The sequence below is a fragment of the Cutibacterium sp. LaCa_255 genome (assembly GCF_057458005.1).
This window is the reverse complement of the sequence record NZ_CP190956.1, coordinates 992845-1013830: the sequence shown is the minus strand read 5'-3', so window position 1 is coordinate 1013830 and position 20986 is coordinate 992845. Positions and strand designations below refer to the sequence as shown.

At 63.0% G+C, this 20986-nt stretch carries 17 protein-coding genes, 1 pseudogene and 1 riboswitch; of the genes and pseudogenes, 3 read left to right on the top strand and 15 right to left on the bottom strand.

Going from position 1 to position 20986, the window contains the following annotated elements:
- Positions 1-32: 32 nt before the first annotated feature.
- The 4 genes from ACP8ML_RS04520 to leuS all read right to left on the bottom strand — a co-directional run bounded on the left by ACP8ML_RS04520 (position 33) and on the right by leuS (position 7705).
- Positions 33-1781, bottom strand: a complete 1749-nt coding sequence (locus ACP8ML_RS04520) for a DEAD/DEAH box helicase (RefSeq protein ID WP_474063897.1) — start codon at positions 1779-1781, stop codon at positions 33-35.
- Positions 1782-1894: 113 nt separating this feature from the next.
- Entirely contained in the window at positions 1895-4177 is a 2283-nt protein-coding gene (locus ACP8ML_RS04515; protein WP_486703067.1) for a ComEC/Rec2 family competence protein, read from the bottom strand.
- A 40-nt stretch (positions 4178-4217) separates the two neighbouring features.
- Positions 4218-5072, bottom strand: a complete 855-nt coding sequence (locus tag ACP8ML_RS04510) for a helix-hairpin-helix domain-containing protein (protein WP_486703042.1) — start codon at positions 5070-5072, stop codon at positions 4218-4220.
- 152 nt (positions 5073-5224) lie between these two features.
- Positions 5225-7705: a leucine--tRNA ligase gene (leuS, locus tag ACP8ML_RS04505; protein ID WP_065672588.1), complete on the bottom strand. Its 2481-nt coding sequence runs from the start codon at positions 7703-7705 to the stop codon at positions 5225-5227.
- Positions 7706-7847: 142 nt separating this feature from the next.
- Between leuS and ACP8ML_RS04500 the strand changes: the two genes are divergently transcribed.
- Positions 7848-8675 (top strand): VIT1/CCC1 transporter family protein, encoded by an 828-nt coding sequence (locus tag ACP8ML_RS04500; protein WP_004811715.1) that lies wholly within the window; start codon positions 7848-7850, stop codon positions 8673-8675.
- A 19-nt stretch (positions 8676-8694) separates the two neighbouring features.
- Here ACP8ML_RS04500 and ACP8ML_RS04495 read toward each other — a convergent pair whose 3' ends face one another.
- Both ACP8ML_RS04495 and ACP8ML_RS04490 read right to left on the bottom strand, forming a co-directional pair.
- The gene (locus tag ACP8ML_RS04495) at positions 8695-9699 is read right to left on the bottom strand and encodes a DUF4192 domain-containing protein (protein WP_117189798.1); all 1005 of its coding nucleotides are present in this window, start codon (positions 9697-9699) and stop codon (positions 8695-8697) included.
- Positions 9700-9870: 171 nt separating this feature from the next.
- Positions 9871-10161 (bottom strand): annotated as a pseudogene (locus tag ACP8ML_RS04490) (hypothetical protein); the annotation flags it as partial.
- Between ACP8ML_RS04490 and ACP8ML_RS04485 the strand changes: the two are divergent.
- On the top strand, positions 10154-10396 hold the full coding sequence (locus ACP8ML_RS04485) for a hypothetical protein (RefSeq protein ID WP_036976547.1): 243 nt from the start codon (positions 10154-10156) through the stop codon (positions 10394-10396). The pseudogene ACP8ML_RS04490 and the gene ACP8ML_RS04485 sit on opposite strands and share 8 nt — an antisense overlap.
- A gap of 109 nt (positions 10397-10505) precedes the next feature.
- Here ACP8ML_RS04485 and ACP8ML_RS04480 read toward each other — a convergent pair whose 3' ends face one another.
- From ACP8ML_RS04480 to thiM, 4 genes are all read right to left on the bottom strand, one after another.
- Positions 10506-12212 carry an NAD-dependent malic enzyme gene (locus tag ACP8ML_RS04480; protein ID WP_065673981.1) on the bottom strand — a complete coding sequence of 569 codons (1707 nt, stop codon included), beginning with the start codon at positions 12210-12212 and terminating at the stop codon, positions 10506-10508.
- Positions 12213-12254: 42 nt separating this feature from the next.
- Entirely contained in the window at positions 12255-13223 is a 969-nt protein-coding gene (locus ACP8ML_RS04475) for an L-lactate dehydrogenase (protein WP_016667398.1), read from the bottom strand.
- Positions 13224-13321: 98 nt separating this feature from the next.
- Positions 13322-13969 carry a thiamine phosphate synthase gene (gene thiE / locus ACP8ML_RS04470; protein WP_065673979.1) on the bottom strand — a complete coding sequence of 216 codons (648 nt, stop codon included), beginning with the start codon at positions 13967-13969 and terminating at the stop codon, positions 13322-13324.
- Entirely contained in the window at positions 13956-14789 is an 834-nt protein-coding gene (gene thiM / locus ACP8ML_RS04465; RefSeq protein WP_171048676.1) for a hydroxyethylthiazole kinase, read from the bottom strand. Before thiM ends, thiE begins: the two co-directional genes overlap by 14 nt.
- Positions 14758-14866, bottom strand: a riboswitch (TPP riboswitch). It overlaps the preceding gene by 32 nt.
- A gap of 110 nt (positions 14867-14976) precedes the next feature.
- Here thiM and ACP8ML_RS04460 point away from each other — a divergent pair.
- The gene (locus tag ACP8ML_RS04460) at positions 14977-16344 is read left to right on the top strand and encodes a serine hydrolase domain-containing protein (RefSeq protein ID WP_065673978.1); all 1368 of its coding nucleotides are present in this window, start codon (positions 14977-14979) and stop codon (positions 16342-16344) included.
- A gap of 4 nt (positions 16345-16348) precedes the next feature.
- Here the strand turns inward: ACP8ML_RS04460 and ACP8ML_RS04455 are convergent, their stop codons facing one another.
- From ACP8ML_RS04455 to ACP8ML_RS04435, 5 genes are all read right to left on the bottom strand, one after another.
- Positions 16349-17707 carry an MFS transporter gene (locus ACP8ML_RS04455; protein ID WP_117189800.1) on the bottom strand — a complete coding sequence of 453 codons (1359 nt, stop codon included), beginning with the start codon at positions 17705-17707 and terminating at the stop codon, positions 16349-16351.
- Between the two features lie 34 nt (positions 17708-17741).
- Complete coding sequence (locus ACP8ML_RS04450) at positions 17742-18692, bottom strand: sugar kinase (protein ID WP_065673976.1); 951 nt, start codon at positions 18690-18692, stop codon at positions 17742-17744.
- Complete coding sequence (locus ACP8ML_RS04445) at positions 18689-19357, bottom strand: L-ribulose-5-phosphate 4-epimerase (RefSeq protein WP_065673975.1); 669 nt, start codon at positions 19355-19357, stop codon at positions 18689-18691. Before ACP8ML_RS04445 ends, ACP8ML_RS04450 begins: the two co-directional genes overlap by 4 nt.
- A 91-nt stretch (positions 19358-19448) precedes the next feature.
- On the bottom strand, positions 19449-20336 hold the full coding sequence (locus tag ACP8ML_RS04440) for an L-ribulose-5-phosphate 3-epimerase (RefSeq protein ID WP_065673974.1): 888 nt from the start codon (positions 20334-20336) through the stop codon (positions 19449-19451).
- Positions 20333-20986 carry a 3-keto-L-gulonate-6-phosphate decarboxylase UlaD gene (locus ACP8ML_RS04435; RefSeq protein WP_065673973.1) on the bottom strand — a complete coding sequence of 218 codons (654 nt, stop codon included), beginning with the start codon at positions 20984-20986 and terminating at the stop codon, positions 20333-20335. The genes ACP8ML_RS04440 and ACP8ML_RS04435 overlap by 4 nt, the downstream gene beginning before the upstream one ends.

The window sequence follows — 20986 nt, the reverse complement described above, 5'->3', positions numbered from 1 at the left end:
CGCGTCAGGTGGTGTTCTGTCTCGTCAGAGGATCAGTGAGAGTGCAGCCACTCCAACCGGGTGCGAAGCAGATCCATCGGCGCTGACTCATTCTTGGGGCCCGGCACCTCTCGGTAGAGCTGCCCCCAGCCCGCCTGCGGGGTGAGGTCGTGATGGTGGGAGTAGTCGAGCAGGGCTCGATGAATCTCTCGGCGCATTTCGCGCGGGTCACTGATGGTGTCATACACCGAGCCACCACGGCGCTGCAGGGCGACGAGGTTGTCACGTCGGGCCTGCCTCTCCTCCGCTGCCTTCGACGCCTTGGAGGCACGGCGAGCCGAGGCGACGCGCCGGGCCTGCTCGGCGCGGATCTTCTCGTCACGGGCCAGCAGAGCGCGCTCCTGCTCAGGACTCAAGAGGCCGTCGAGGGCGAAGAGTCCGCCATCGGATGGGAGGGGAGCGTAGGTGTCGATGACCTCGCCGAGGATGGCATCAGAGGCGACGGCCTGCCAGGTCCCGGCATCAGGGTCAGGCTCGGAGCGTTCCCGGGTGTCGAACTCCTCGATGAGGTCCGGCTCCTCGGGCGGCCCGATGACGTGGTCGCGAGTCTCCTCCATCTCGGAGGCCATGTCGAGCAGACGTCCCACTACTGGCAAGAAGACCGTGGCACGCTCGCGACGATTGCGCGCACGAACCACACGCCCCACCATCTGTGCGAAGAACAGCGGGGTCGAGGCCGTCGTCGAGTAGATCAGCACGGCGGCGTCGGGAACGTCGACCCCCTCGGTGATGAGGCGCACACAGACCGCGCAGATCTTGTCCGGGTCGTCACGGTAGGCGGTGAGTTTCTTGGCCGAGGCCGCATCCTCGGACAGGATCACCGAGGGCTCATTGCCCGTGACCTCTCGCCAGACCTCCGCGTATTCCTTGGCCACCTTCTGATTCGAGGCCGGGATGAGCACCTTGGCGTGCGGGATCGTCCCGGAATCGCGCAGCTGGTTCACCCGCGCCCATGCCGCGGCCATGACATGGGCGATCCACTCCCCGTCTGAGTCCAAGGCGGTACGCCAGGCCATTTCCTCGTTGGCCTTGGTGAGTTCGGAGTCACCGAGAATGGCGGTGTGGGTCTCCCCCAGCGCGTCGGTCCAGGTGGATCGTCCGGTATAGGTGGCGAAGGTGACGGGACGCACGACCCCGTCACGCAGCGCGTCACCGTAGCCATAGGTGTAGTCGGCCACCGACTCGAAGGCGCCGTCGCCGACTTCCTCGTAGCGGACGTGGGCGATCCTGGCCTCGTCGGAACGGAACGGGGTTCCGGTGACACCGAGGCGTCGCACCGCGCCCGAGAAGGCCTCGATGACGCCAGATCCCCAGCTCATGACGTCGCCGGCGTGGTGGATCTCGTCGAAGATGACGAGGGTGCGCATGTTGGTAGACCGGGCTGCGTGGAGGGTTGGTTTCTGGGCGACCTGGGCGTAGGTGACGACGCAGCCGTGGCAGTCGGGCGGAAGCGCCTCAGCATTCGTGGTGTCGCGCAGGTCAAAGCCGAGTCCGCGGGCCGCACCTATCCACTGGGTGCGCAGATGGTCGGTCGGGCAGACGACGATGACACGGTTGATGACGTGGTCCTGCCACAGGTGAGCCGCGACGGCCAGGGTGAACGTCGTCTTGCCGGCGCCAGGGGTAGCGCACACCAGCCAGTCACGTGGGCTGGAAGCCAGGTACGAATCCAGCGCCTCCCGCTGCCATGTGCGCAACCGCATCGGCATGCGAGGCCCTTTGGTCGTGAACCGTGACGCCACCTGCTCTCCTTCCCGTGAGGGCTCACCTCAGGTGAACCGACCGCTCAGATTAGCGCGCTCGTCCGACACCTCCACATCGACGAATCTCCCTGCGACGCGGAACACGGGATCAGTCATGATCGCGTCTGCACCAGGACAGTCCCACCACTGCGCGCCAGCAGAACCGTACTTTCCTCGTCAGTGCGGTGAACCTGCATCCCCATCTTCTTGGCCAGGGAAATGGCCTTGTGAGAGGGATGTCCGAAAGGATTGGCCTTACCTGCCGAAATCACCGCGACGCTAGCCCCTGTCGCGGCCCAGAAGTCGTCGTCCTGATGAGCAGATCCGTGATGGGGAACCACGAGGACGTCACTCGACAGATCAGCGTGATCTGCCAGGACGTGGCGCTGCTCACCGAGCTCGGCATCTCCTGGAAGGAGAACTCGTAGCCCCTCGACCGTGGCCTTGACGATGACGGAGGAATTGTTCTCAACGGCAGGTTCCTCCTCCGATTCGTCAGCGTCGACCAGGTGGATTCCACCGAAAAGCGCGAGACTCGCCGTACCAACCGTCATGACCTGGCCCGGGTGTGCGACGAGAACCTGTGCTCCCATCTGGGTGGCGACCTGCGTCACCCGCTTGGCTGCCCATTCCGGAGACGCCAGTTGAGAGACGACGACAGTCGCCGTCGGCCAATGACCACGAATGACGTCGAACCCGTCGATGTGGTCGCCGTGGTAGTGACTGAGAACCACCATGGGCACCTGGTTGACGTCTAGATCATCGAGGCACCGGCCCAGCCTGTCAGGATCAGGACCAGTGTCGACGACGACTGCGGCACGAGGGCCAGCGCGCACCAACGCAGCACTTCCCTGCCCGACGTCGCAGATGGCCACCTGCCACGCCCCCGGCCAGCCAGGGACAGGAGGGCGGACGACAGTGGCCGCAACCACCGCGACGCCTGCCACCCCCGTCAACCATGGCCGTGCCAGGACAGCAGGTGTGATCAAGGCCAGGCCCAGACACAACCCACCGAGGACGACGAGGGCCGTCCCTCCCGCTGGCCAGGTCAACAGGCCAGCCGGAGCCTTGGCTCCCAGGTGCGCGATCCAGATGATCGGCTGGACACACCATCCCGCCAGGCGTCCCAACGGCACGGCCAGCGGTGGCCAGATGAAGGCCACGAGTCCAGCCGTCATTCCCAGGGCCGAGGCGAGCGGAACGAAGGGAGCTGCGGCCAGGTTGGCGACCAGACCGGTGGTGGAGACCGTCCCTGCCATCCAGGTGACGACTGGCTGGGTCGCAAGCTGGGCGGCCCATGGCACGGTGACGGCCGCTGCCAACCAGGTTGGCGCCCACGCCATCGCGGTCGTCCAGGGTCGGGCCCACCACAAAATCCCTGCCGTGGCGCAGGCGGACAGCCAGAATCCCACTGATCGCACCAGCCACGGATCGACGAGCATGAGTCCGGTCACCGCGACCGCCAAAGTCCGTACTCCCCCGCGACGATCGAAGGACACCCCGGTCGCCGACATGGCGACGGCTCCCATGGCAGCTGCACGCACCACGGATGCCTCTGCTCGACACACCGTGATGAAACCGACGACCCCGATCACCGAGAGCACGCGTAACCCGCGCCTCTTCATGCCGCACCACGCTCCGATCCACCACAGCAAAGCGGTCGTGGACGCCAGGTTGGCTCCTGAGACGGCCATGAGGTGGGTCAATGCAGTGACGCGGAAGTCCTCCGACATCTCCTCCGACACCGCCGCGGTATCCCCAACGACCAAGGACGGTACGATGGCCCGCTGACCATCAGGGCACCCTGCCACCGCCCTCACCAAGCCGGCGCGAAAGCGATTGACGGCACGGTCTAGCGGACCGGCGGGAGCGACAACCTTGGGCGGTGAGCGCAGCTTCATGACAGCCGCTTCCGAGCGTCCCTCCCGTGGCGGGGTCAGCAGCCCACGCACCTCGATCTGTTCCCCGACGGACAGCTTCGCGGCTGCGGCCGATCTGGGCCCAGTTGCCATGACGACGACCTGTGTCGACTGCCTGATGACCCGGTCCTCGGTGGCGACGCGACTGACAGCGAGGGTGATCATGACCATCGGTCCTCCTGACCCGTTGCCGTCAAAGGTCCGTGGCTCCACGGTCACTCGACCTGTCACGGTCGCCATGGCCCCTTCGTCAGCCAGCTCCGCCACTCCCATGCCATGGACGATGTGGTCGCGCATTCCGGAGGTGACAAGGACGCTGAGACCCACGAGGGCCGTGACGACCACGAGCCATCCCTTGCGCCGTGCTGCGATCATGCTCGCGAGAAGCCATCCCGCAGCAGCGACGAGGATGAGCCGAGGCCGACCACTGATCCCCAGTGCAGCCGCCACACACGCCGTCACGGCGACCGGAACCATGCGGACGTCAGGTGTGACGGCCTGCTCGCCATGGCCATGCTCAGACCGTGGCATGAGGTCTGATCTTCTCGAAGGTCTTGGGACCGACCCCTGAGATTTCGCGCAACTGATCGACCGAGGTGAAGCGGCCATGTTCCTGCCGCCACGCCACGATCCGACCGGCCATGACCGGCCCCACCCCATCGATCGACTCGAGCTCACCCTGGCTCGCGGTGTTGAGATTGATCGGAGCGCCAGCCGCGGACGGCCCGCCGGCGGCCCCACCAGTCTCACTCGGTCCGGTTCTCTGAGTCGCTGTGACGCTGCCAGTCTGACCAGGCGGGGCCACCATTCCGTCCCCACGAGCTGGAATCCATATCTGGCAGCCATCACAGACCGGAGCGGCAAGGTTGAGGCGTCCCGGGTGAGCTCCTGACGCCATGCCTCCAGCTGCTTCGACGGCGTCAGCAACCCTCGCGTCGCCAGGCACCGTGTAGACCCCGGGATGCCTCACCCGCCCCGCCACGTGCACCTGGACACTCTGATTCTCGGTGGGAGCTGGTGAGGGGCTCAACACTGCCGCTGGAGCAGACGCAGATCCCTCAGGCGTCTCCGCATCGCTGCTGGCCGCGCCCGGCAGAGTCGCACCTTCTGGCACCGTCGAGACGACCACTGCCCCAGCGGGTACCTCGGCGGGTTTGGATCTCAGCAAGACGACGGCCACCACCGACAGCACCAGGACGAGCAGGGTGCCCACGGCCGAGGCGTGGACACGGGTCACTGACCGTGTCGGCCTTGGGGCGTCATCCTCTGCCGGTTCCTCCGCCGCGGGGGTGGCAGAGCGTCTGGGCCCCATACTTCGGGCAGGCAGCCGCGCCATGAGGTCCTCAAGACGTTCTCGGTACTCATCGCTCATACCGTCAGTTGTCGTCGAAGGACCTGGAATCCGCCACCTTTTTCAAATCTGTGGACAACGCAACGCGGCGGCGAGTCTGTTTTCCACAGACTCGCCGCCGCGTCGTCGGGGTATCAGCTCATGACTGGCATGATCACGAGGATTTCAGGGGGTCACTTCGCGACGATGGAAATCATCTTCGGCAGACGGGCAATGACCTTGACGATCTCCTTGCCCTCGGTGAACCGCTGGACGTTGGAGTCAGCCAGGGCCAGCTCACGGGCCTGCTCCTCGGTGATGTCAGGGCTCACCTGGATCTTGGCACGAACCTTGCCCGTCACCTGGACGACCATGGTCACCTCCTCGGCGACCAGCAGCTTCTCGTCAGCGGTCGGCCACTGAGAGTTGGCGACGGACGGCTCGAGGCCGAGCATCTCCCACATCTCCTCGGCCAGATACGGGGCCACCAGGGAGAGCGCCTGGGCGGTGAAGGTGACGGCCTCGCGCACCGCCGGGTCGACCGGGCCACAACCCGAGTCAATGGCCTTGCGGGTGGCATTGACGAGCTCCATGATGCGCGCCACGACGACGTTGTACCGGCCGCCGTCGAGCAGCTCGGTGATGTCGGCGATGCTGCGGTGAGTCACACGGCGCAGGCCGACGTCGCCATTGGTCACGTCGACGTCGGGGTCGCTGGTGACCTCGGAAGCCACCCGCCAGGCACGCTGCAGGAACTTCAGGATCGAAGCTGGGGAGACGTCCGCCCAGTCGATGTCCTCGTCCGGCGGACCGGCGAAGATGACGGTGGTCCGCACCGCGTCGACGCCGAACTCGTCGATCTGCTTGCCGAGATCAACACCGTTGCCCAGCGACTTCGACATTGCCCGACCCTCATTGATGACCTGGCCCTGGTTCATGAGCCGCTGGAAGGGCTCGGTGAAGTCGAGCATGCCGAGGTCGTGCAACACCTTGGTGAAGAACCGCGAGTACAGCAAGTGCATGGTGGCGTGCTCGACGCCGCCGATGTACTGGGCGACCGGCATCCAACGACGCACGGCGTCGGTGTCGAACGGCCCCTGGTCGAAGTGCGGGGAGCAGTAACGCATGAAGTACCAGGACGAGTCCACGAAGGTGTCCATGGTGTCAGTGTCACGCTGGGCGTCCTCGCCACACCTGGGACAGGAGACCTCTCGCCACTCGCGAGCCTCCTCACCGGCGAGCGGTGACTTGCCCTTGGGAGCCAGCTCGGCCCCGCGCAGATCGGGCAGCTTGACCGGCAGCTGGTCATCGGGGACAGGGACGTCGCCACAGGTGTCGCAGTGAATGATCGGGATCGGACATCCCCAGAAGCGCTGACGGCTCAGCAGCCAGTCGCGCAGACGGTAGGTGATCGTCGGCTCGCCGATGCCCTTGTCCCCGAGGAACTCGCACATCTTCTCGATGGCCTCAGTCTTGGTGGTGATGCCATCGAGGAATCCGGAGTTCTGGTATGCGCCGTCACCGGTGGTGGCGATGCCGGACTCGCGCGGATCGGCCTCGCCGGTGTCGATGACAGGGATGACGTCGATGCCGTACTTGCGGGCGAAGTCGAGGTCACGCTGATCGTGGGCCGGCACGGCCATGACGGCACCGGTGCCGTAGTCAGCCAGCACATAGTCGCCAGCCCACACTGGAATCTTGGCCCCGTTGACGGGATTGGTCGCCTCGACACCGAGAGGCACACCGGTCTTCTCGTACTCGGTGGACTGACGCTCGATCTCGGACTTCTTCTTGACCTCACCAAGGTAGGTCTCGAAGTCGGGACGGGCTTCGTCGGAGACGATCTCCTGGGCCAAGGCGGAGTCGGGAGCGACGACCATGAAGGTCGCTCCATAGAGGGTGTCGGCGCGAGTGGTGAAGACCCGCACCGGCTCCTCACGACCGTCGATGGTGAAGTCGACGTAGGCCCCCTCGGAACGTCCGATCCAGTTGCGCTGCATCGACAGCACGCGATCGGGCCACTTGCCCTCGATCTGACCCATGTCGTCGAGCAGACGCTGGGCGTAGTCGGTGATGCGGAAGTACCACTGGTTGAGCTGACGCTTGGTGACGACGGCGCCGCAGCGCTCGCAGCAGCCGTCCTTGACCTGCTCGTTGGCGAGCACGGTCTGGTCATTGGGGCACCAGTTGGCCCAGGAATCCTTGCGGTAGGCCAGCCCCTTCTCGAAGAAGCGATTGAACAGCCACTGGGTCCAGCGGTAGTACTCCTCGTCGGATGTGTGCAGCCTCATCGACCAGTCGAAGGAGACGGCATAACGCTTGAAGGAGGCTGCCTGAGTGTCGATGTTGTTGTAGGTCCACTCGGCGGGGTGGGTGCCGTGCTTGATGGCGGCGTTCTCGGCCGGCAGACCGAAGGAGTCCCAACCGACCGGGTGCAGGACGTCGAACCCGCGCAGTCGCCAGTAGCGCGCAAGCACATCGCCGATGGCGAATGCCTCGGCATGACCCATGTGGAGGTCACCGGAGGGGTATGCAAACATGTCGAGGACGTAGCGGCGCTCCTTGGAACCGTCGTCAAGGGCTGCGAAGGTGCGGTTCTCCTCCCAGTACCTGGACCACTTCTCCTGGGCTGCGGCTGCGTCGTAGCCCGTCGTCTCGCGCACCTGGTCGCTCACGTCACACCTCTCGGATCCACTACGGGTCTCACCGACCCGCGACACATACGGACCAGAGTTTAGCGAAGCTGCCCCACACCTACCGTCAGGATTCCCTGTCCTTCCTTGTGAACACTCGTTGAACACGAGCACAGTTGGTGTCATGAGCACCACGGCACACCGCGCGAACAGGTCAGTCGGGAAGACCGAAACGGCCTCCGTTCCGGCCATGTCCGCCCTGGCCCCCGCCGACGACGCAACGTCGGCCGACTCCCCCGCCCCAGCCCGCAAGCCTCACGAGGCCGACAAGGGCATGGGAAGCCTCAACTCCAAACTCAACTGGCTGCGTGCCGCGGTGCTCGGAGCCAACGACGGCATCATCTCGACGGCAGGCATCGTCATGGGTGTCGCCGGCGCCACCATCGATCGCTCCTCCCTCCTCATCGCCGGCTTGGCTGGGCTTGTCGCCGGTGCCCTGTCCATGGCCGGCGGCGAGTATGTCTCCGTGAGCTCACAGCGCGACATCGAGAAGGCCGTCATGGCCAAGGAGGCCGCTGAGCTGCGTGACTTCCCTGACGAGGAGCTCGAGGAACTCGCCGGGATCTACGCCGAGAAGGGCCTGTCCGAGCAGACTGCTCGTCAGGTTGCCCGAGAGCTCACCGATCACGATCCGCTGCGAGCCCACGCCGAGGCCGAACTGGGTATCGACCCTGACGAGTACACCAACCCTTGGCACGCGGCCTTCGCCTCGATGGCTGCCTTCACCGTCGGCGCCTTGGTCCCGTTGCTCGCCATGGTGTGTTCCCCGACGGCAACCCGCGTCTACATCACCATCGCCGCCACGATGATCGGCCTGTTCCTCACCGGTCTGGGGTCAGCCATCGCCAGCGGCAGTGGCAAGGCCCACCCCATCGCCCGCAACATCATCGTGGGCATCTGTTCCATGACGATCACCTATGTCATCGGTCACCTCGTCGGTATGCAGGTCTGACTGTCGTCTCCGCTGTGACTCATTCGCCCACCTGCTCCGCCGGGAGTGGGTGGGCGATCAACGTTGGGTCGTGATCCATGATCTCCCATAGCTTGGGCGGCACGAAGGCGTCGACGATGACCATCAAGGCCTGTGGCAGGTCCGCAGCCCCCACCATGGATTGGCATCGGTGGGCGCACACTGACGCCACCGCCCCGTCTCCATTCAGCCACCCGGCCAGCCCGCAGAGGGCCAGCGGGGCCGGGGCCAACCGATCAGGGATCATTCCGACAGCTTGGCTCCAGATCGTCAGCCATCTCGACGCGTGCTCCCGTTCCATCGTCATCCACAAGGTGCGTGCCACCTCCGGGCGCTGGACGGCAACGGCCATCTCAACGGCGGCGGCATCATCAATCGGTGAACCGGACCTCACGAGGGCACGGCATCTGGCAGCGACGACGTCATCACCGCGGCGAGAGAGTCGTCGTCGCGCATTGGTGATGAGTCGACGAGTACCTGGGTCACAGGTTCTTCCGGGCCCGGACAGCTGATCGACCAGGTTGGTGCGGCTCGGCAGAACGGTGAGCCCCCGATAGACCGCCTCGGCAGCAATCTCCGGGGCGGGAATGTACGGGTGATTCTCCCCGCAGCTCCGTTCATCGCCGAAGATACTGCTCCAGCTCTCACCATCTGTCCAGGCAGCGTCACTAATGTTCATGCCTTCCATCGCCCGGATGGCCAACGCCAAGGCAGCCATGCCACGGTCTTGGTCCTCGGTGAAGGCCAGGATCACCGTCCGTCCTTGCCCTGCCAACGAGACGACTCGGGATGCGAAGGCGTCCATGGCCAGGGTCAGTTCGACGTCGTCGAGATCGACCCGGGCGACGAAACCTTGGCAGGTCGCGCCATCGTCAGCGACGATGAGGAGCAGGCTCTCGCTGGGTTGGAAGCCGAGCAGGTAGGGCGCCAGGGTTATCGCCTCGTCGACGGTCCTGACAGTCAGTGGATCACGGTCATCGGTGGTGGACGAATGCAGTGTTGTCATACCTTCAGTTGTCGTCCCGACCCCGTGAAATCCGCCAAGCAATTGGGGACCTGTGGACAACTCCCGGCAGCGTCATCTCGTCTCAACGCCAACCTGTGGACAGCACCGACGACCACCAACCACGTAAAGTGGAGCCACCATGAGCCAACCGCCTGACATCAGCCAGTATCAGCCGCCGAAACGCCACCGCGGCTGGATCGCAGCCATCATCGCGGTGGCCGTCATCATCGCCCTTGTTCTGGTGGCTCGCCGGGTCACCAGCGAACCTGATCTCCCCCAGTCCCCCATCCCAACTCCGGTGGCGACGCCGTCATCGGCGACCACGCCGACACCGATTCCGGCGTCAGTGACGGCTGTGGCCTCCTCGGTGCCGTTCTCGTCCAAGGACGACTCGAGCGAGGGAACATGGTCGATCGACGACGTCAGTTGGGGTCCCGGAAGTGTCACCCTCACGGTGACCATCGAGGTCACCAGGGGATCCCTGAGCGACTACACCTTCTTCATTATGGAGAACGAGTCGACTAACATCCACGAGGCCAGCCTGCCGCCCACCGGAACCCTCGGCGACACCATCTCCCCGGGACATAAGGTGCACGGCACGGTCACCATTGACTGTCCGCGCGCTGACGCCACCGTCATGTTCACTCATGGATCGGGGATGTCCTCCCCCATCTCAGCTCTGACGATCAAGGCGTGACTCGCCACCTCTGATGCCCATCTGAGATGACATGGGGTCCGGCACGATGCCGGACCCCATGTCATCAGCTCAGTCCCGTCACTTCACTGTCATCAGTCTGCATCGTCGCTCAGATGACCTCGACGCGTGGGTACCGCGGCTGCCACATCGCCGAGAACACCTTCTCAACCGGGGTATCGGTGGCCTCGGTCGCCACACCTTCCTCCATCGCCTGTTGGGCAACGGCAATGGCCACCGACGCCGACAGCGGTCTCAGGGTCTTGATGGACGGCAGCAGCGAGGCTCCCATCACCCGGTTGTCGACGTGCATGGCGACCGCCTCGGCAGCAGCCGCGATCATGCCCTTGGTGACGCGGGACGCCCGCACTGCGATGGCTCCCAAACCGATGCCCGGGAAGACCAGGGCGTTGTTGGCCTGAGCGATCTGATACGTCACACCGTTGACCATGACCGGCTTGAACGGCGAACCGGTGGCCACCAGGGCGCGTCCTTCAGTCCACTTGAGAATGTCGGAAGGCAGTGCCTCGGCCTTACGGGTCGGGTTCGACAGCGGCATGATCACCGGACGATCACAGTGGGCCGACATCGTTTTGACGATCTCCTCGGTGAAGGCCCCCGTCTGGGCGGAGCAACCGATGAGGATCGTCGGATGGACGTTACGCACGACGTCACTCAACGTGTACTGGTCGGGGGCGTCAGTGGTCCACCCTTCCAGCTCCTCCTTGCTGCGAGCGAAGGGCTGCTGGAAGTCACGCAGCCGCAGACCGTCCCGCAGCAGACCCCGGGATCCCAATCCCCAGAAGTGGGAACGCGCAGTTTCCTCGTCCAGGCCCTGGCTGACCATGAGCTGTACCAGGAGATTCGCGATGCCGGTGCCAGCTGAACCAGCGCCGTGAATGACGATACGGTGCTTGCTCAGCGGGGTGCCGGACGCCTTGACGGCACTCAACACGGCGGCGACGACCACGGCCGCGGTGCCCTGGATGTCGTCGTTGAAGGTGCAGTAGTCGTCCCGGTACTTGTTGAGGATTCGGGTGGCGTTACCGGCCGCGAAGTCCTCCCAGTGCAGCAGGGCGTGCGGGAACATCCGGTGGGCCGTCTCGACGTACTGTTGGACGAAGGCGTCATAGCGTTCTCCGCGCACACGAGGGTGACGCACACCGAGGTAGCCGTCGTCATTGAGGCGTTCCATGTTGTCGGTGCCGACGTCGAGGATGACGGGTAGGACACGGTGCGGGTGGATTCCGGCTGCCGCGGTGTACACCGCCAGTTTCCCGACGGTGATCGCCACGCCACCGACACCCTGGTCACCGATGCCAAGGATGCCCTCTGCATCGGTGGCCACGATGAGGTCGACATCGTCAGGGCCATGGCCCAACTGCCCCAGGGCCTGCTCCATGTCCTCCGGGTCGTCAATGGACAGGTAAATACCGCGCGGACGGTCGTACCAGTGGTTGTATTCCTCAATCGCCTTGCCGATCGTCGGGGTGTAGACGATGGGCAGCATCTCCTCGATGTGCTCGGCGATGAGGCGGAAGTACAGCACCTCATTACGGTCGTGCATGTGGTTGAGGTACAGGTACTTCGCCAGGTCGTCCGGCTGCGCCGAGTACTGGGCGTAAACCCGCTTGAGCTGGTCGGTGATCGTCATGACTCCCGACGGCAACAGGCCCGTGAGACCAAGGGTCTTGCGCTCCTCGAGGGTGAAAGCCGTGCCTCGGTTGGCCAGGGGGTTCGTCAACACCTCCTGGCCGCGAGCCGCAATCTTGAGAAGTTCTCCGTCACTGTCCTGTGCATACTGAAAAGGAACTGACATACCCCCTAGCCTAGAAGGTCGTCAGCACAAATGTTCAGCAGGTCACGAGATGGATGACAAAGTGTCACGCAAGCGTTCCGCGGAAGCCTCAAGGGAGGCAATTTCCGCTGCGCTCATGGAGACCGGGACCACTCCTTCGATGCCGTCACGCGAGACGATGCACGGCATGGACAGGGCTACCCCGGAGACTCCGTGGACATCCTCGATGACGCTGGACAGCGGCAGGACGGAACGGCCCGGACGCAGCAGGGACTCGGCAAGACGAGCACCCGTCAGACCGATGGCGTAGTTCGTCGCACCCTTGCCCTCGATGATCTTGTACGCGGCGAAGGCGGCCTCGTGAGCCAGATCAGCGAGCACGTCCTCGGTGAAGACGCGCTCACCCTCGACTGTCCAGTCGTGGATCGGCACACCGGAGATGTTGGCGGTCGACCACAGCGGGAACTCCGAGTCGCCGTGCTCGCCGACGATGGTCACGTGTACATGGCGCTGCTCGACGTTGGCCCACTGACGGATGAGCCAGCGCAGCCGCGAGGTGTCGAGCATGGTACCGGTCGAGAAGACGCGGTTAGCCGGCAACCCGGTGGCCTGCTGGGCAACGACGGTCAGGACGTCACAGGGGTTGGTGACGAGCACGAACAGGGCGTTCGGGGACTGCTCGACCAGCTGCGGCATGAGGGAACGCAAAATATTGGCATTGACGCCGGCAAGGTCCAGACGGGTCTGGCCCGGCTTCTGACGGGCCCCGGCAGTGATGAAGACGACATCAGAGTCGGCAGTGTCGTGGACATCAGCGCCACCCATCACTGAGGCGGGGGTGAACTGAGTGCCATGGGCGAGGTCCGCTACCTCGGCCTCGACCTTGTCCTTGGCAATGTCGTAGAGGGCAACGAGGTCGGCCGATCCGCGGATGAGGCAGGCGTAGGCCAGCGAGGAACCAACCGAACCGGCCCCGACGACGGAGATCTTGGAGGCGCGACGAGTGACGTCAGAAGTGCTCATGGCGCTCATCTTAGGGTGCCCTCGTGCCTGATTATGTACCATGCGCACCAGGGCCGCTCATCTGAACAAGATGCCAGTCGCACTGGGCGGTTGTGCACGCCCTGACGTCACCTCCCCTTCGCGCGGCGCCACGCCTGTGCGAGTTCCCGAGCACTGGACTCGGGATCGGCGCTTCGACAAATTGCCGAGACTACGCTGAGGCCGTCGCAACCCAACCGGGCTACATCCTGAGCGTCAGAGGCAGCGACGCCGCCAATGATGCACACCGGCCACGGGCTGACGTCGACGACATCGCGTATCGCGGCTAAGCCGAGCTCGCCTGCCTCAGGTTTAGTCCCCGTGCCATGCAAAGCCCCAACACCCAAGTAATCGACGACGTCACGGCCATGAGACAGCGCAGCCTCCACATGGGCGGAGGTCTGCGCGGATAAGCCAATTAGCAGATCGTCCCCGAGAATCTCTCGAACTTGGGCGACCGGCATGTCGGACTGCCCGACATGGGCGCCGTCGGCTCCGATGTCGGCGACCAGATGCACCCGGTCGTCGATAATAAGGGGTACTCCACTGCACGCATCCTTCACCCGCCGTCCCAAGGTGACGAATTCGTCGTCGGGCAGATCATGGTCGCGGAATTGGACCAGAGTCACCCCGCCGGCGATAGCACGCCGCACGGTCTCGACGACCCTGTCTGGGCCGCCACATTGGGCGGTGTCTGTGACGAGGTACACCGACAGATCGAAGTCAGGCCGTGACATCGCGAAGCCCTCCTCTCGCGCCAACTTCGTCGGGTGACACCAGGAACAGCTCGTCGATGAGAGCTTGAGCGAATCCGCCCGGGCCCACACTGCGATCTGCTGCTCGTTCGGCAGCTACGCACAGCATGGCGGTTGCGGATGTAGCGGCAATGAGGTGATCCTTCTGGACGCCTGCGAAGGCTGCTGTCAGAGCCCCTAGTGAGCATCCGACCCCGGTCACTCGCGCCATCCATTCATGCCCCGATGACACGGTTACGTGCCGGCGAGCGTCCACGATGTGATCGACGGGACCACTAATGGCGACCACGGTGCCGTATGTGCGCACGAGCTCAGCGGCGGATCCCAAGGCATCCTCGACGGTATCTCCAGCCTCCGGGCCTCGGGAATACGCTCCCGTTCCAGCCAAGGTCAATACCTCGGAGGCATTCGCCCGGATGACGGCTGGAGCGCCGACGTGCAACGCGTCCAGCGCGACCTGGGTACGCCATGGCATCCCGACCCCCACCGGGTCGAGCACCCACGGCGTGTCACTACCTGCGGCGCCACGCGCGGCAACAACCATGGCCTCAGCGGTCTCCCGGTACGGGGTACCAATATTGACTAGCACGCCGTCAGCCACCGAGGCGAACCCTTCAGATTCTGAGGGGTTATCGACCATAGCGGGAACCGCCCCCGCAGCCAACAACACATTCGCGGTGAAATTGGCAACCACGATATTCGTCAAGCACTGCACCAGCGGCTTGTCCCGACGCAGCCGCTCCACAGACTCCGACACCAGATTCGACAATTCAGTCATGCCAACCACTTCCTTCGCCGGCATTACCCGGACAGGTTCAGACGGTCGGTGCCATCACGACACCCTCTCAGCCCTTTTGGTGGGCTCCCGCGTTGTTGTGGTCCAATCTACTGCCACGATGCGCGCTGGCAACGCCGCACTCCTGTCTTCTAGGGCCAGCGGTGTCCGAATCCGCTCTACCAACCCACGTCTCAAGTGACACAATGCCGCCATGAATCCCCGTCTCAGCCCTGTCGCCGACGTTCTCAATGCTGCGTCGTCAGAGGCCGCCGGGAGTGGAACCTCGTTGTCCTGGGCAACCGTTGACGACAGTGAGGTGCGCTGTAACGACACCGACGATCGCGTCTACAGCATCGCGTCGATGTCGAAGTCGTTCACCGCTGCCAGCGTCCTTGGGATCTGTCACGGGCTGATCGACGTGGCTCCTCGACGGCCCGCTCTCGACGACACCCTCGGTAGTTGGATTCCGCAGCTTCAGGAGCCCATCGCTAGCGCAACGATTCGTGACGCGTTGTCCATGTCTACCGGTCTACCACCGGACGATCCGTGGGCCGACCGTCAGCAGGCCATGTCACGCGAGGAGTTCGAGGCGCTGTTGGGTAAACCCTTCATCACGAACTTCGCGCCGGGGACGGGGTACGCCTATTCCAACCTCGGTTACGCGATCCTGGGCCGCGTCGTCGAATTGGCGACCGAGCGGCCATTCATCGACGTCGTCGAGGAAGACGTCATCCGTCGGTTGGGGATGACCGAATCCTTCCTCGACGTCACGCAAGTACCCGAGGGAAAGCTCGCCCCAGGCCTCGGCAGAGATGGCAGCGTCCAGCCCTTGCTTGGCTCCGGAACCTTCTCCCCCATCGGCGGCCTCATCTGCACGGCCAAGGATGTCGGGATCTGGGTGAGCCATTTCATCACCGCGTGGACCAGCGAGGACGATGGTTGGGGCCAGGTCTTTCGCGACATGCAGCAAATGCAGCGGTATTTCACGACGTACGGCCCAGTCACCGAAGGGTACGGATATGGCCTGCACGTCGCTGTCACGGGGAAGGAACACATCGTCTACCACTGTGGCGGGTATCCAGGGTATGGATCGACGATGATGTGGCATCCTTCCTCCGGGGTCGGCGTCGTGGTGCTGGCGAATCGGACGTATCACCCGGCCATCCGCGTAACCTCCACGGCCCTCGACACCGTTGTTCCCGGGGTGGGTGACCTGCTGCTGCCCTCCGCGGCCAAGGATCGCAAGGCCTGTGATGCCGTCCATCCTTCGCCGATGAATCCCCAAGTCCGGCAGCATCTCGACGACGTCGAGAAGATCATTCGCAACTGGTCGGACGATCTGGTGGCTCAGGAGTGGAGCCCGACGATGGACATGGATCGTCCGTTGGATCAGCGCCGCAAGGATTTCGAGGAGGTGGTCAAGGCCACCGGGGAATCCGCGGATGCCACGATCGACGTCGTCGAGATGACGCCGTATTGCTGGATCTGGCGTGTCGAGGGCCCCCTGGCTACCCGTCAGGTCACGGCTTCGGTTAACCCGTTGGGTCAGGTACAGGCCCTCGACGTCAGGATCGTTTGATAGGTCAGATCGTGTCGAGTGAGGTGCCGCGAGTTTCGCGGGCGAACATGTATGTCACACCGCCGATGACGAGCAGCACGGTGAACAGGATGAACGCCGGGAAGACCGCGTCCAAGGTGACATTCTGTTTGACCGCAGATCCGCCCACCATGAGTCCCATGAGCGCCGGACCGATGACCTTGGCAGTCGCACCGATGCCGTAACCGAGTCCGAGACCGGTGGAGCGAGCCTCATTGGGAAATTGCTCGGCGCCGAAGGCGTTCAGAATACCGAAGGCGCCGTCGCCGAAGGCCATCGCAACAAGGACGCCGGCAAAGAAGACCTGCCAGCCCCAACCCAGATGAGCCGAAAGCGCGATGATCAGAGTTCCGGCGGCACCTACCAGACCGAATGACAGCATCGTGATCCTCCGACCGATGCGGTCGGCCAGCCATGCTGACAGGAAGCGCCCGATGAGATCGGCCAGAGAGACGAACATAAACAGGATTCCAACTTGCTCTGCAGACTTGCCGAAGCCGGTCTTGAGGAGGGTCTGACCCCACGACTGAATCGTGAATGACCCCAGAATGAAGCAGAAGGACCCTAGGCTGACAATAAGGAGGCTCTTGCGGTACTTGCCGAAGACAAGTGAGTACGAAGCGTCTCGGACGTGCTCTACGGGCGGCAGATCTCCAATGTCGTCAGCCGGCATCTCCAACGCCCACGCCAAAGCCTCACGAGCTTCATTTTCCCGTCCATGACTCTGTAAGAATCTTGGCGACTCGGGGACAAAGCGAATCCACACAAGCAGGAAGACGGGAATCGCACCCAGTGCGATGAGGGCACGCCAATTATCACCCAAGGCCTTTTGCCCGAGAGAGCCCAGGAAAAGACCGAGTGGTATGAATACCGACGCCAATCCAGCAAGAAGTCCACGCTGTTTAGCTGGCACAAACTCTTGAACATACGGAATCGAGGTGATATTGAGGCCGCCAACACCGATCCCCACGCCAATACGCAATATGGCAAGCATAACCCAGCCGTGATCTGGGGTGAACACTGATAGGACGGTGAATGCAACGAACATGAGGACGCACCAGAAAAATGACGAACGGCGTCCGATTTTGTCTGCCAGACGTCCCCACATAATGGCACCGATGACCGTACCCAAGCCAGAACAGGCGAGGATGACGCCCGCCTCAGTGCCGGTCAGGTTCCATGGCTTAGTGAGGACGGATACAACGAAACCAATGAGAAAGATGTCAAAGAACTCGGAAATGTTTCCGATGATAGCAAGGGCGACAAGGTTCTTCTGATTGCGCGCCAAAGGGCGCGAATCTATAAGATCTAATGCTGATTTCTTGGATGTTGTAGAAGTGGACATGTAATTATATCTCCTACCCGCGCCGCGGCTATTGTCAACGCAGAATGTCTGTGTTCGAAGGAATATTGAGCTCACTGGGACTCACACGAGTAAGGTCTCCATAATGAGTCAGGGCGTAAGCAGATGTCCGCTGCCCGTAATAGATTCCCTGGACCACGTCACCTGCAAGATACCCGTGCAATGTTCCTGCAACGAAGGAGTCTCCTGCACCTGGACGGTCGACGACAGGAACCTGAACCACTGGGAAGGTGCGGTCGCCGCGCTCGTCGTCGGATAGATAGACACCATTGATCTGGTCAGTGGACACGACCGTCGGAGCTCCGAACAATTCGCGCAGATCGTGGCATGCCTGTTCTCCGTCAGATTCTATTCCAAATACCGCCCTGCCATCACGCACTGAACAAAAGACAATATCCGATATGCGAGCAATGGGCTCGAGCACCTCTCGAGCTCGCCTCGGCTCCCACAGCAGGGAACGATAATTGACGTCAAGTGCGACGGCTATTCCACGACGGTGAGCCTCCTCGACAAAATGGCTCACCACAACAGCCGTGTTCTCGGTCAGAGCAGCTGTGATGCCAGTCACGAAAACCAATTTCGTGTCGAGCATGGCCTCCCAATCGAGATCCTCGACACGGACGTCACGAAAAGGGGTGTGCTCGCGATCGTAAAGTACACGTGCTGGCATCGGGTACTCACCAGGCTCCATGAAGTACAGGGCGACGCGTCCCTCAGGCTTGATACAGATGTGGGAGACATCGACACCGACACTACGAAACTCGTTGACAACCCGGTCGGTGAGATCGCCCTGTGGCATAACAGATGTCCAGCAGGTGTCGCGACCGACCTGGGACAACAAGCCTGCGACGTTGGCTTCGGAGCAGGCAGCAGTGGCCCGTAGCTGCTGGGCATTAACGAGACGCTCGCCCTTGTAGCAGGTGAGCCGGATCTGTCCCTCACCGATAGTTGAGATGTCGTAAGTCATGACGTCACTCCCTGGGACGCAGCTGGGGTGCCGTAGCGGTTGGTGTATCGGTCGTGGTTGGAGTCGATCTCCGACTGCGGGAGCGGGGAGATCTCGCCGATGAGCTTGGCAAAGGTCAAGGTCCTGGCGACGTCCTCGACCATAACGGCTGCCTTGACAGCCTTCTCAATGGAAGTGCCGACAGTGAAGACACCGTGTTTCTTGAGTAGTACGGCTGGGGACTCATCGATGAACCGTACAACTTGCTCACCTATCTGCTCAGTGCCAATCTGGGCGTAATCTCCGCACGGGACTCGTCCACCGAACTCATCAGCGACGGCGGTCATGGCGCAGGGTATGTCCTGGCCCGTGGCAGCCCAGGCGGTGGCGAAAGTGGAGTGAGTGTGGATGATGCTGCGGATGTCGTCATGGCGACGATAGACGTACAGGTGCGAAGCGGTGTCCGAAGATGGTCCACGATCTCCTTCGACAACCTTTCCGTCAAGGTCGACGACAACCATGTCGTCAGGGGTCATCTCGTCGTATAGCATCCCGGAAGGCTTGATGATCACCAAGCCGGTCCCGGGGTCCCGGGCAGACAAATTGCCCGAGGTCCAGGTCACCAGGCCGTGTCGGGGCAGGTCGAGATTGCCTTCGCAAACGTCTTTCTTGAGCTCTTCGAGCATCGAACGTTCTCCTTTGAACAGCGGTATAGAAATTTTTTGGAGGTTTGGTGTCGGTCGGCCCGAGATTCAGGCTGGGCCGACCGATCTCGAATCAAGCGAGGGTCCTACGAACCGGGATTCCGGCGGTTCGAAGGCGTTCCTCGATGAACTCACGCGCCGACACACTGCGATCACTGGAATCGGGGGCATCGTCGTTCCACATCTCGATCATCATTCGGCCGCGCCAACCCTGCTTGGCAAGGATGGCGAAGGCATCGTCCCAGTCGACGGTCCCCTCTCCCATCGGTACCCGCCGAGGCTCGCCGGGCCGGACATCCTTCACGTGGATCGCAACCATGTGGCCGCGCCCAGCCTCGAGTTCGATCGTGGCATCGAGCTGCTGCTCGGCAATGTTTCCGATGTCGGGGTAGACCTGCAGGTAAGGAGAGTGAGCGAGCTTGACGAACTCCATGGCCTTGCGGATCGAGGTGACGTCGGTGCCGTCAACGTTTTCGATACCCATCACGACCCCCAGCCGTGCAGCCATCGGGACGGCGTCGATCAGAAGATCGGTGTACCACTGCTCAGACTGATCGTTCATCTGCTCGTAGTAGCAGTAGTATCCCGCCACCTGAAGCACAGGCACTCCGAGATCGTGGCACAGCTGCAACCCTTCGGCCATCACTTCGCGGGCGCGTTGACGCACCGTGGGGTCGGCGCTACCGGGACCAATGCGCCTGTGCACTGACAAGCAGATACCACCGATCGTAGTCTCTGTTTCCTCGATGCAGTGGCGCACCATACGACGCTGGTTCTGATCCCATTCAAGCCGTGCGGTTCGTTCTTCGGTTTCATCGATCGATAGGTCGACGAAACCGAAGCCGGACTCAGGCACCTGGATAAGGAAGCGACGCCAGTCGTCGGCAGTCTCAAGCGGGTTGCCAACGAGGGCCTTCTCGTAGATGCCGAGGGTCACTCCGTCTGACAGGGGCTCAATCATTTCGGCCACACCTCGTCCAGGGTGGAGCGTAGCTGCTGTGCCGCAGCCCTTGGGTCGTCGGCGGCGACGATTGAACGACCAGCGATGACAATGCCGACTGGATGCTCAGCAAAGACTGGAAGGTCCTTGGGAGTGATGCCCCCAGTGACGGTGACCGTGAATCCCATCTCGGCGAGTTCGTCTACCCGCCCGAGGTCCTCGGGCTTCCATGACAAGTCCCCGGCGGCCTCACGGTCGCGGGAACGCTTAACGATGACGTGCTGGACACCTAATTCACGCCAGGTGCGGGCGCGGTCAGCGTCGTACCACTCATCAGCAAGCTCGACCTGGACTTCACCACCTAATTCCTCTGCCACCTTGCACACTTGATCGATGGTGGTCAGTGATGCCCCGGCGACACAGGAGACGAGGTCAGCTCCGGCTTCGAAGCACAGCCGGGCGATCTTGGCTCCGGCTTCGGCTATGCGAACGTCGGCAAGAATAGCCTTCTCAGGGTAAACCGCCCGAACGGCACGCACCGCATCCATGCCCTCGGCTAGAACCAGGATGGTGCCACACTCGATGACGTCAACCTCGTTGGACACTTGGGCCAGCGGGGCGAGGGCCGACGGCAGGTCGTAGGTATCAAGCGCAACTTGGAGTCGTGGCAT

Excerpts from the sequence above, each read along its gene's own strand:
- ACP8ML_RS04480 (WP_065673981.1), bottom strand. The coding sequence starts at position 12,212 with ATGTCAGTTCCTTTTCAGTATGCACAGGACAGTGACGGAGAACTTCTC.
- ACP8ML_RS04450 (WP_065673976.1), bottom strand. The coding sequence starts at position 18,692 with ATGACTTACGACATCTCAACTATCGGTGAGGGACAGATCCGGCTCACC.
- ACP8ML_RS04440 (WP_065673974.1), bottom strand. The coding sequence starts at position 20,336 with ATGATTGAGCCCCTGTCAGACGGAGTGACCCTCGGCATCTACGAGAAG.
- ACP8ML_RS04515 (WP_486703067.1), bottom strand. The coding sequence starts at position 4,177 with ATGGTTCCGGTCGCCGTGACGGCGTGTGTGGCGGCTGCACTGGGGATC.
- thiE (WP_065673979.1), bottom strand. The coding sequence starts at position 13,969 with ATGTCACGGCCTGACTTCGATCTGTCGGTGTACCTCGTCACAGACACC.
- ACP8ML_RS04495 (WP_117189798.1), bottom strand. The coding sequence starts at position 9,699 with ATGACAACACTGCATTCGTCCACCACCGATGACCGTGATCCACTGACT.
- ACP8ML_RS04435 (WP_065673973.1), bottom strand. The coding sequence starts at position 20,986 with ATGCCACGACTCCAAGTTGCGCTTGATACCTACGACCTGCCGTCGGCC.
- thiM (WP_171048676.1), bottom strand. The coding sequence starts at position 14,789 with ATGCCGGCGAAGGAAGTGGTTGGCATGACTGAATTGTCGAATCTGGTG.
- ACP8ML_RS04460 (WP_065673978.1), top strand. The coding sequence starts at position 14,977 with ATGAATCCCCGTCTCAGCCCTGTCGCCGACGTTCTCAATGCTGCGTCG.
- ACP8ML_RS04500 (WP_004811715.1), top strand. The coding sequence starts at position 7,848 with ATGAGCACCACGGCACACCGCGCGAACAGGTCAGTCGGGAAGACCGAA.
- ACP8ML_RS04510 (WP_486703042.1), bottom strand. The coding sequence starts at position 5,072 with ATGAGCGATGAGTACCGAGAACGTCTTGAGGACCTCATGGCGCGGCTG.
- ACP8ML_RS04455 (WP_117189800.1), bottom strand. The coding sequence starts at position 17,707 with ATGTCCACTTCTACAACATCCAAGAAATCAGCATTAGATCTTATAGAT.
- ACP8ML_RS04445 (WP_065673975.1), bottom strand. The coding sequence starts at position 19,357 with ATGCTCGAAGAGCTCAAGAAAGACGTTTGCGAAGGCAATCTCGACCTG.
- ACP8ML_RS04475 (WP_016667398.1), bottom strand. The coding sequence starts at position 13,223 with ATGAGCGCCATGAGCACTTCTGACGTCACTCGTCGCGCCTCCAAGATC.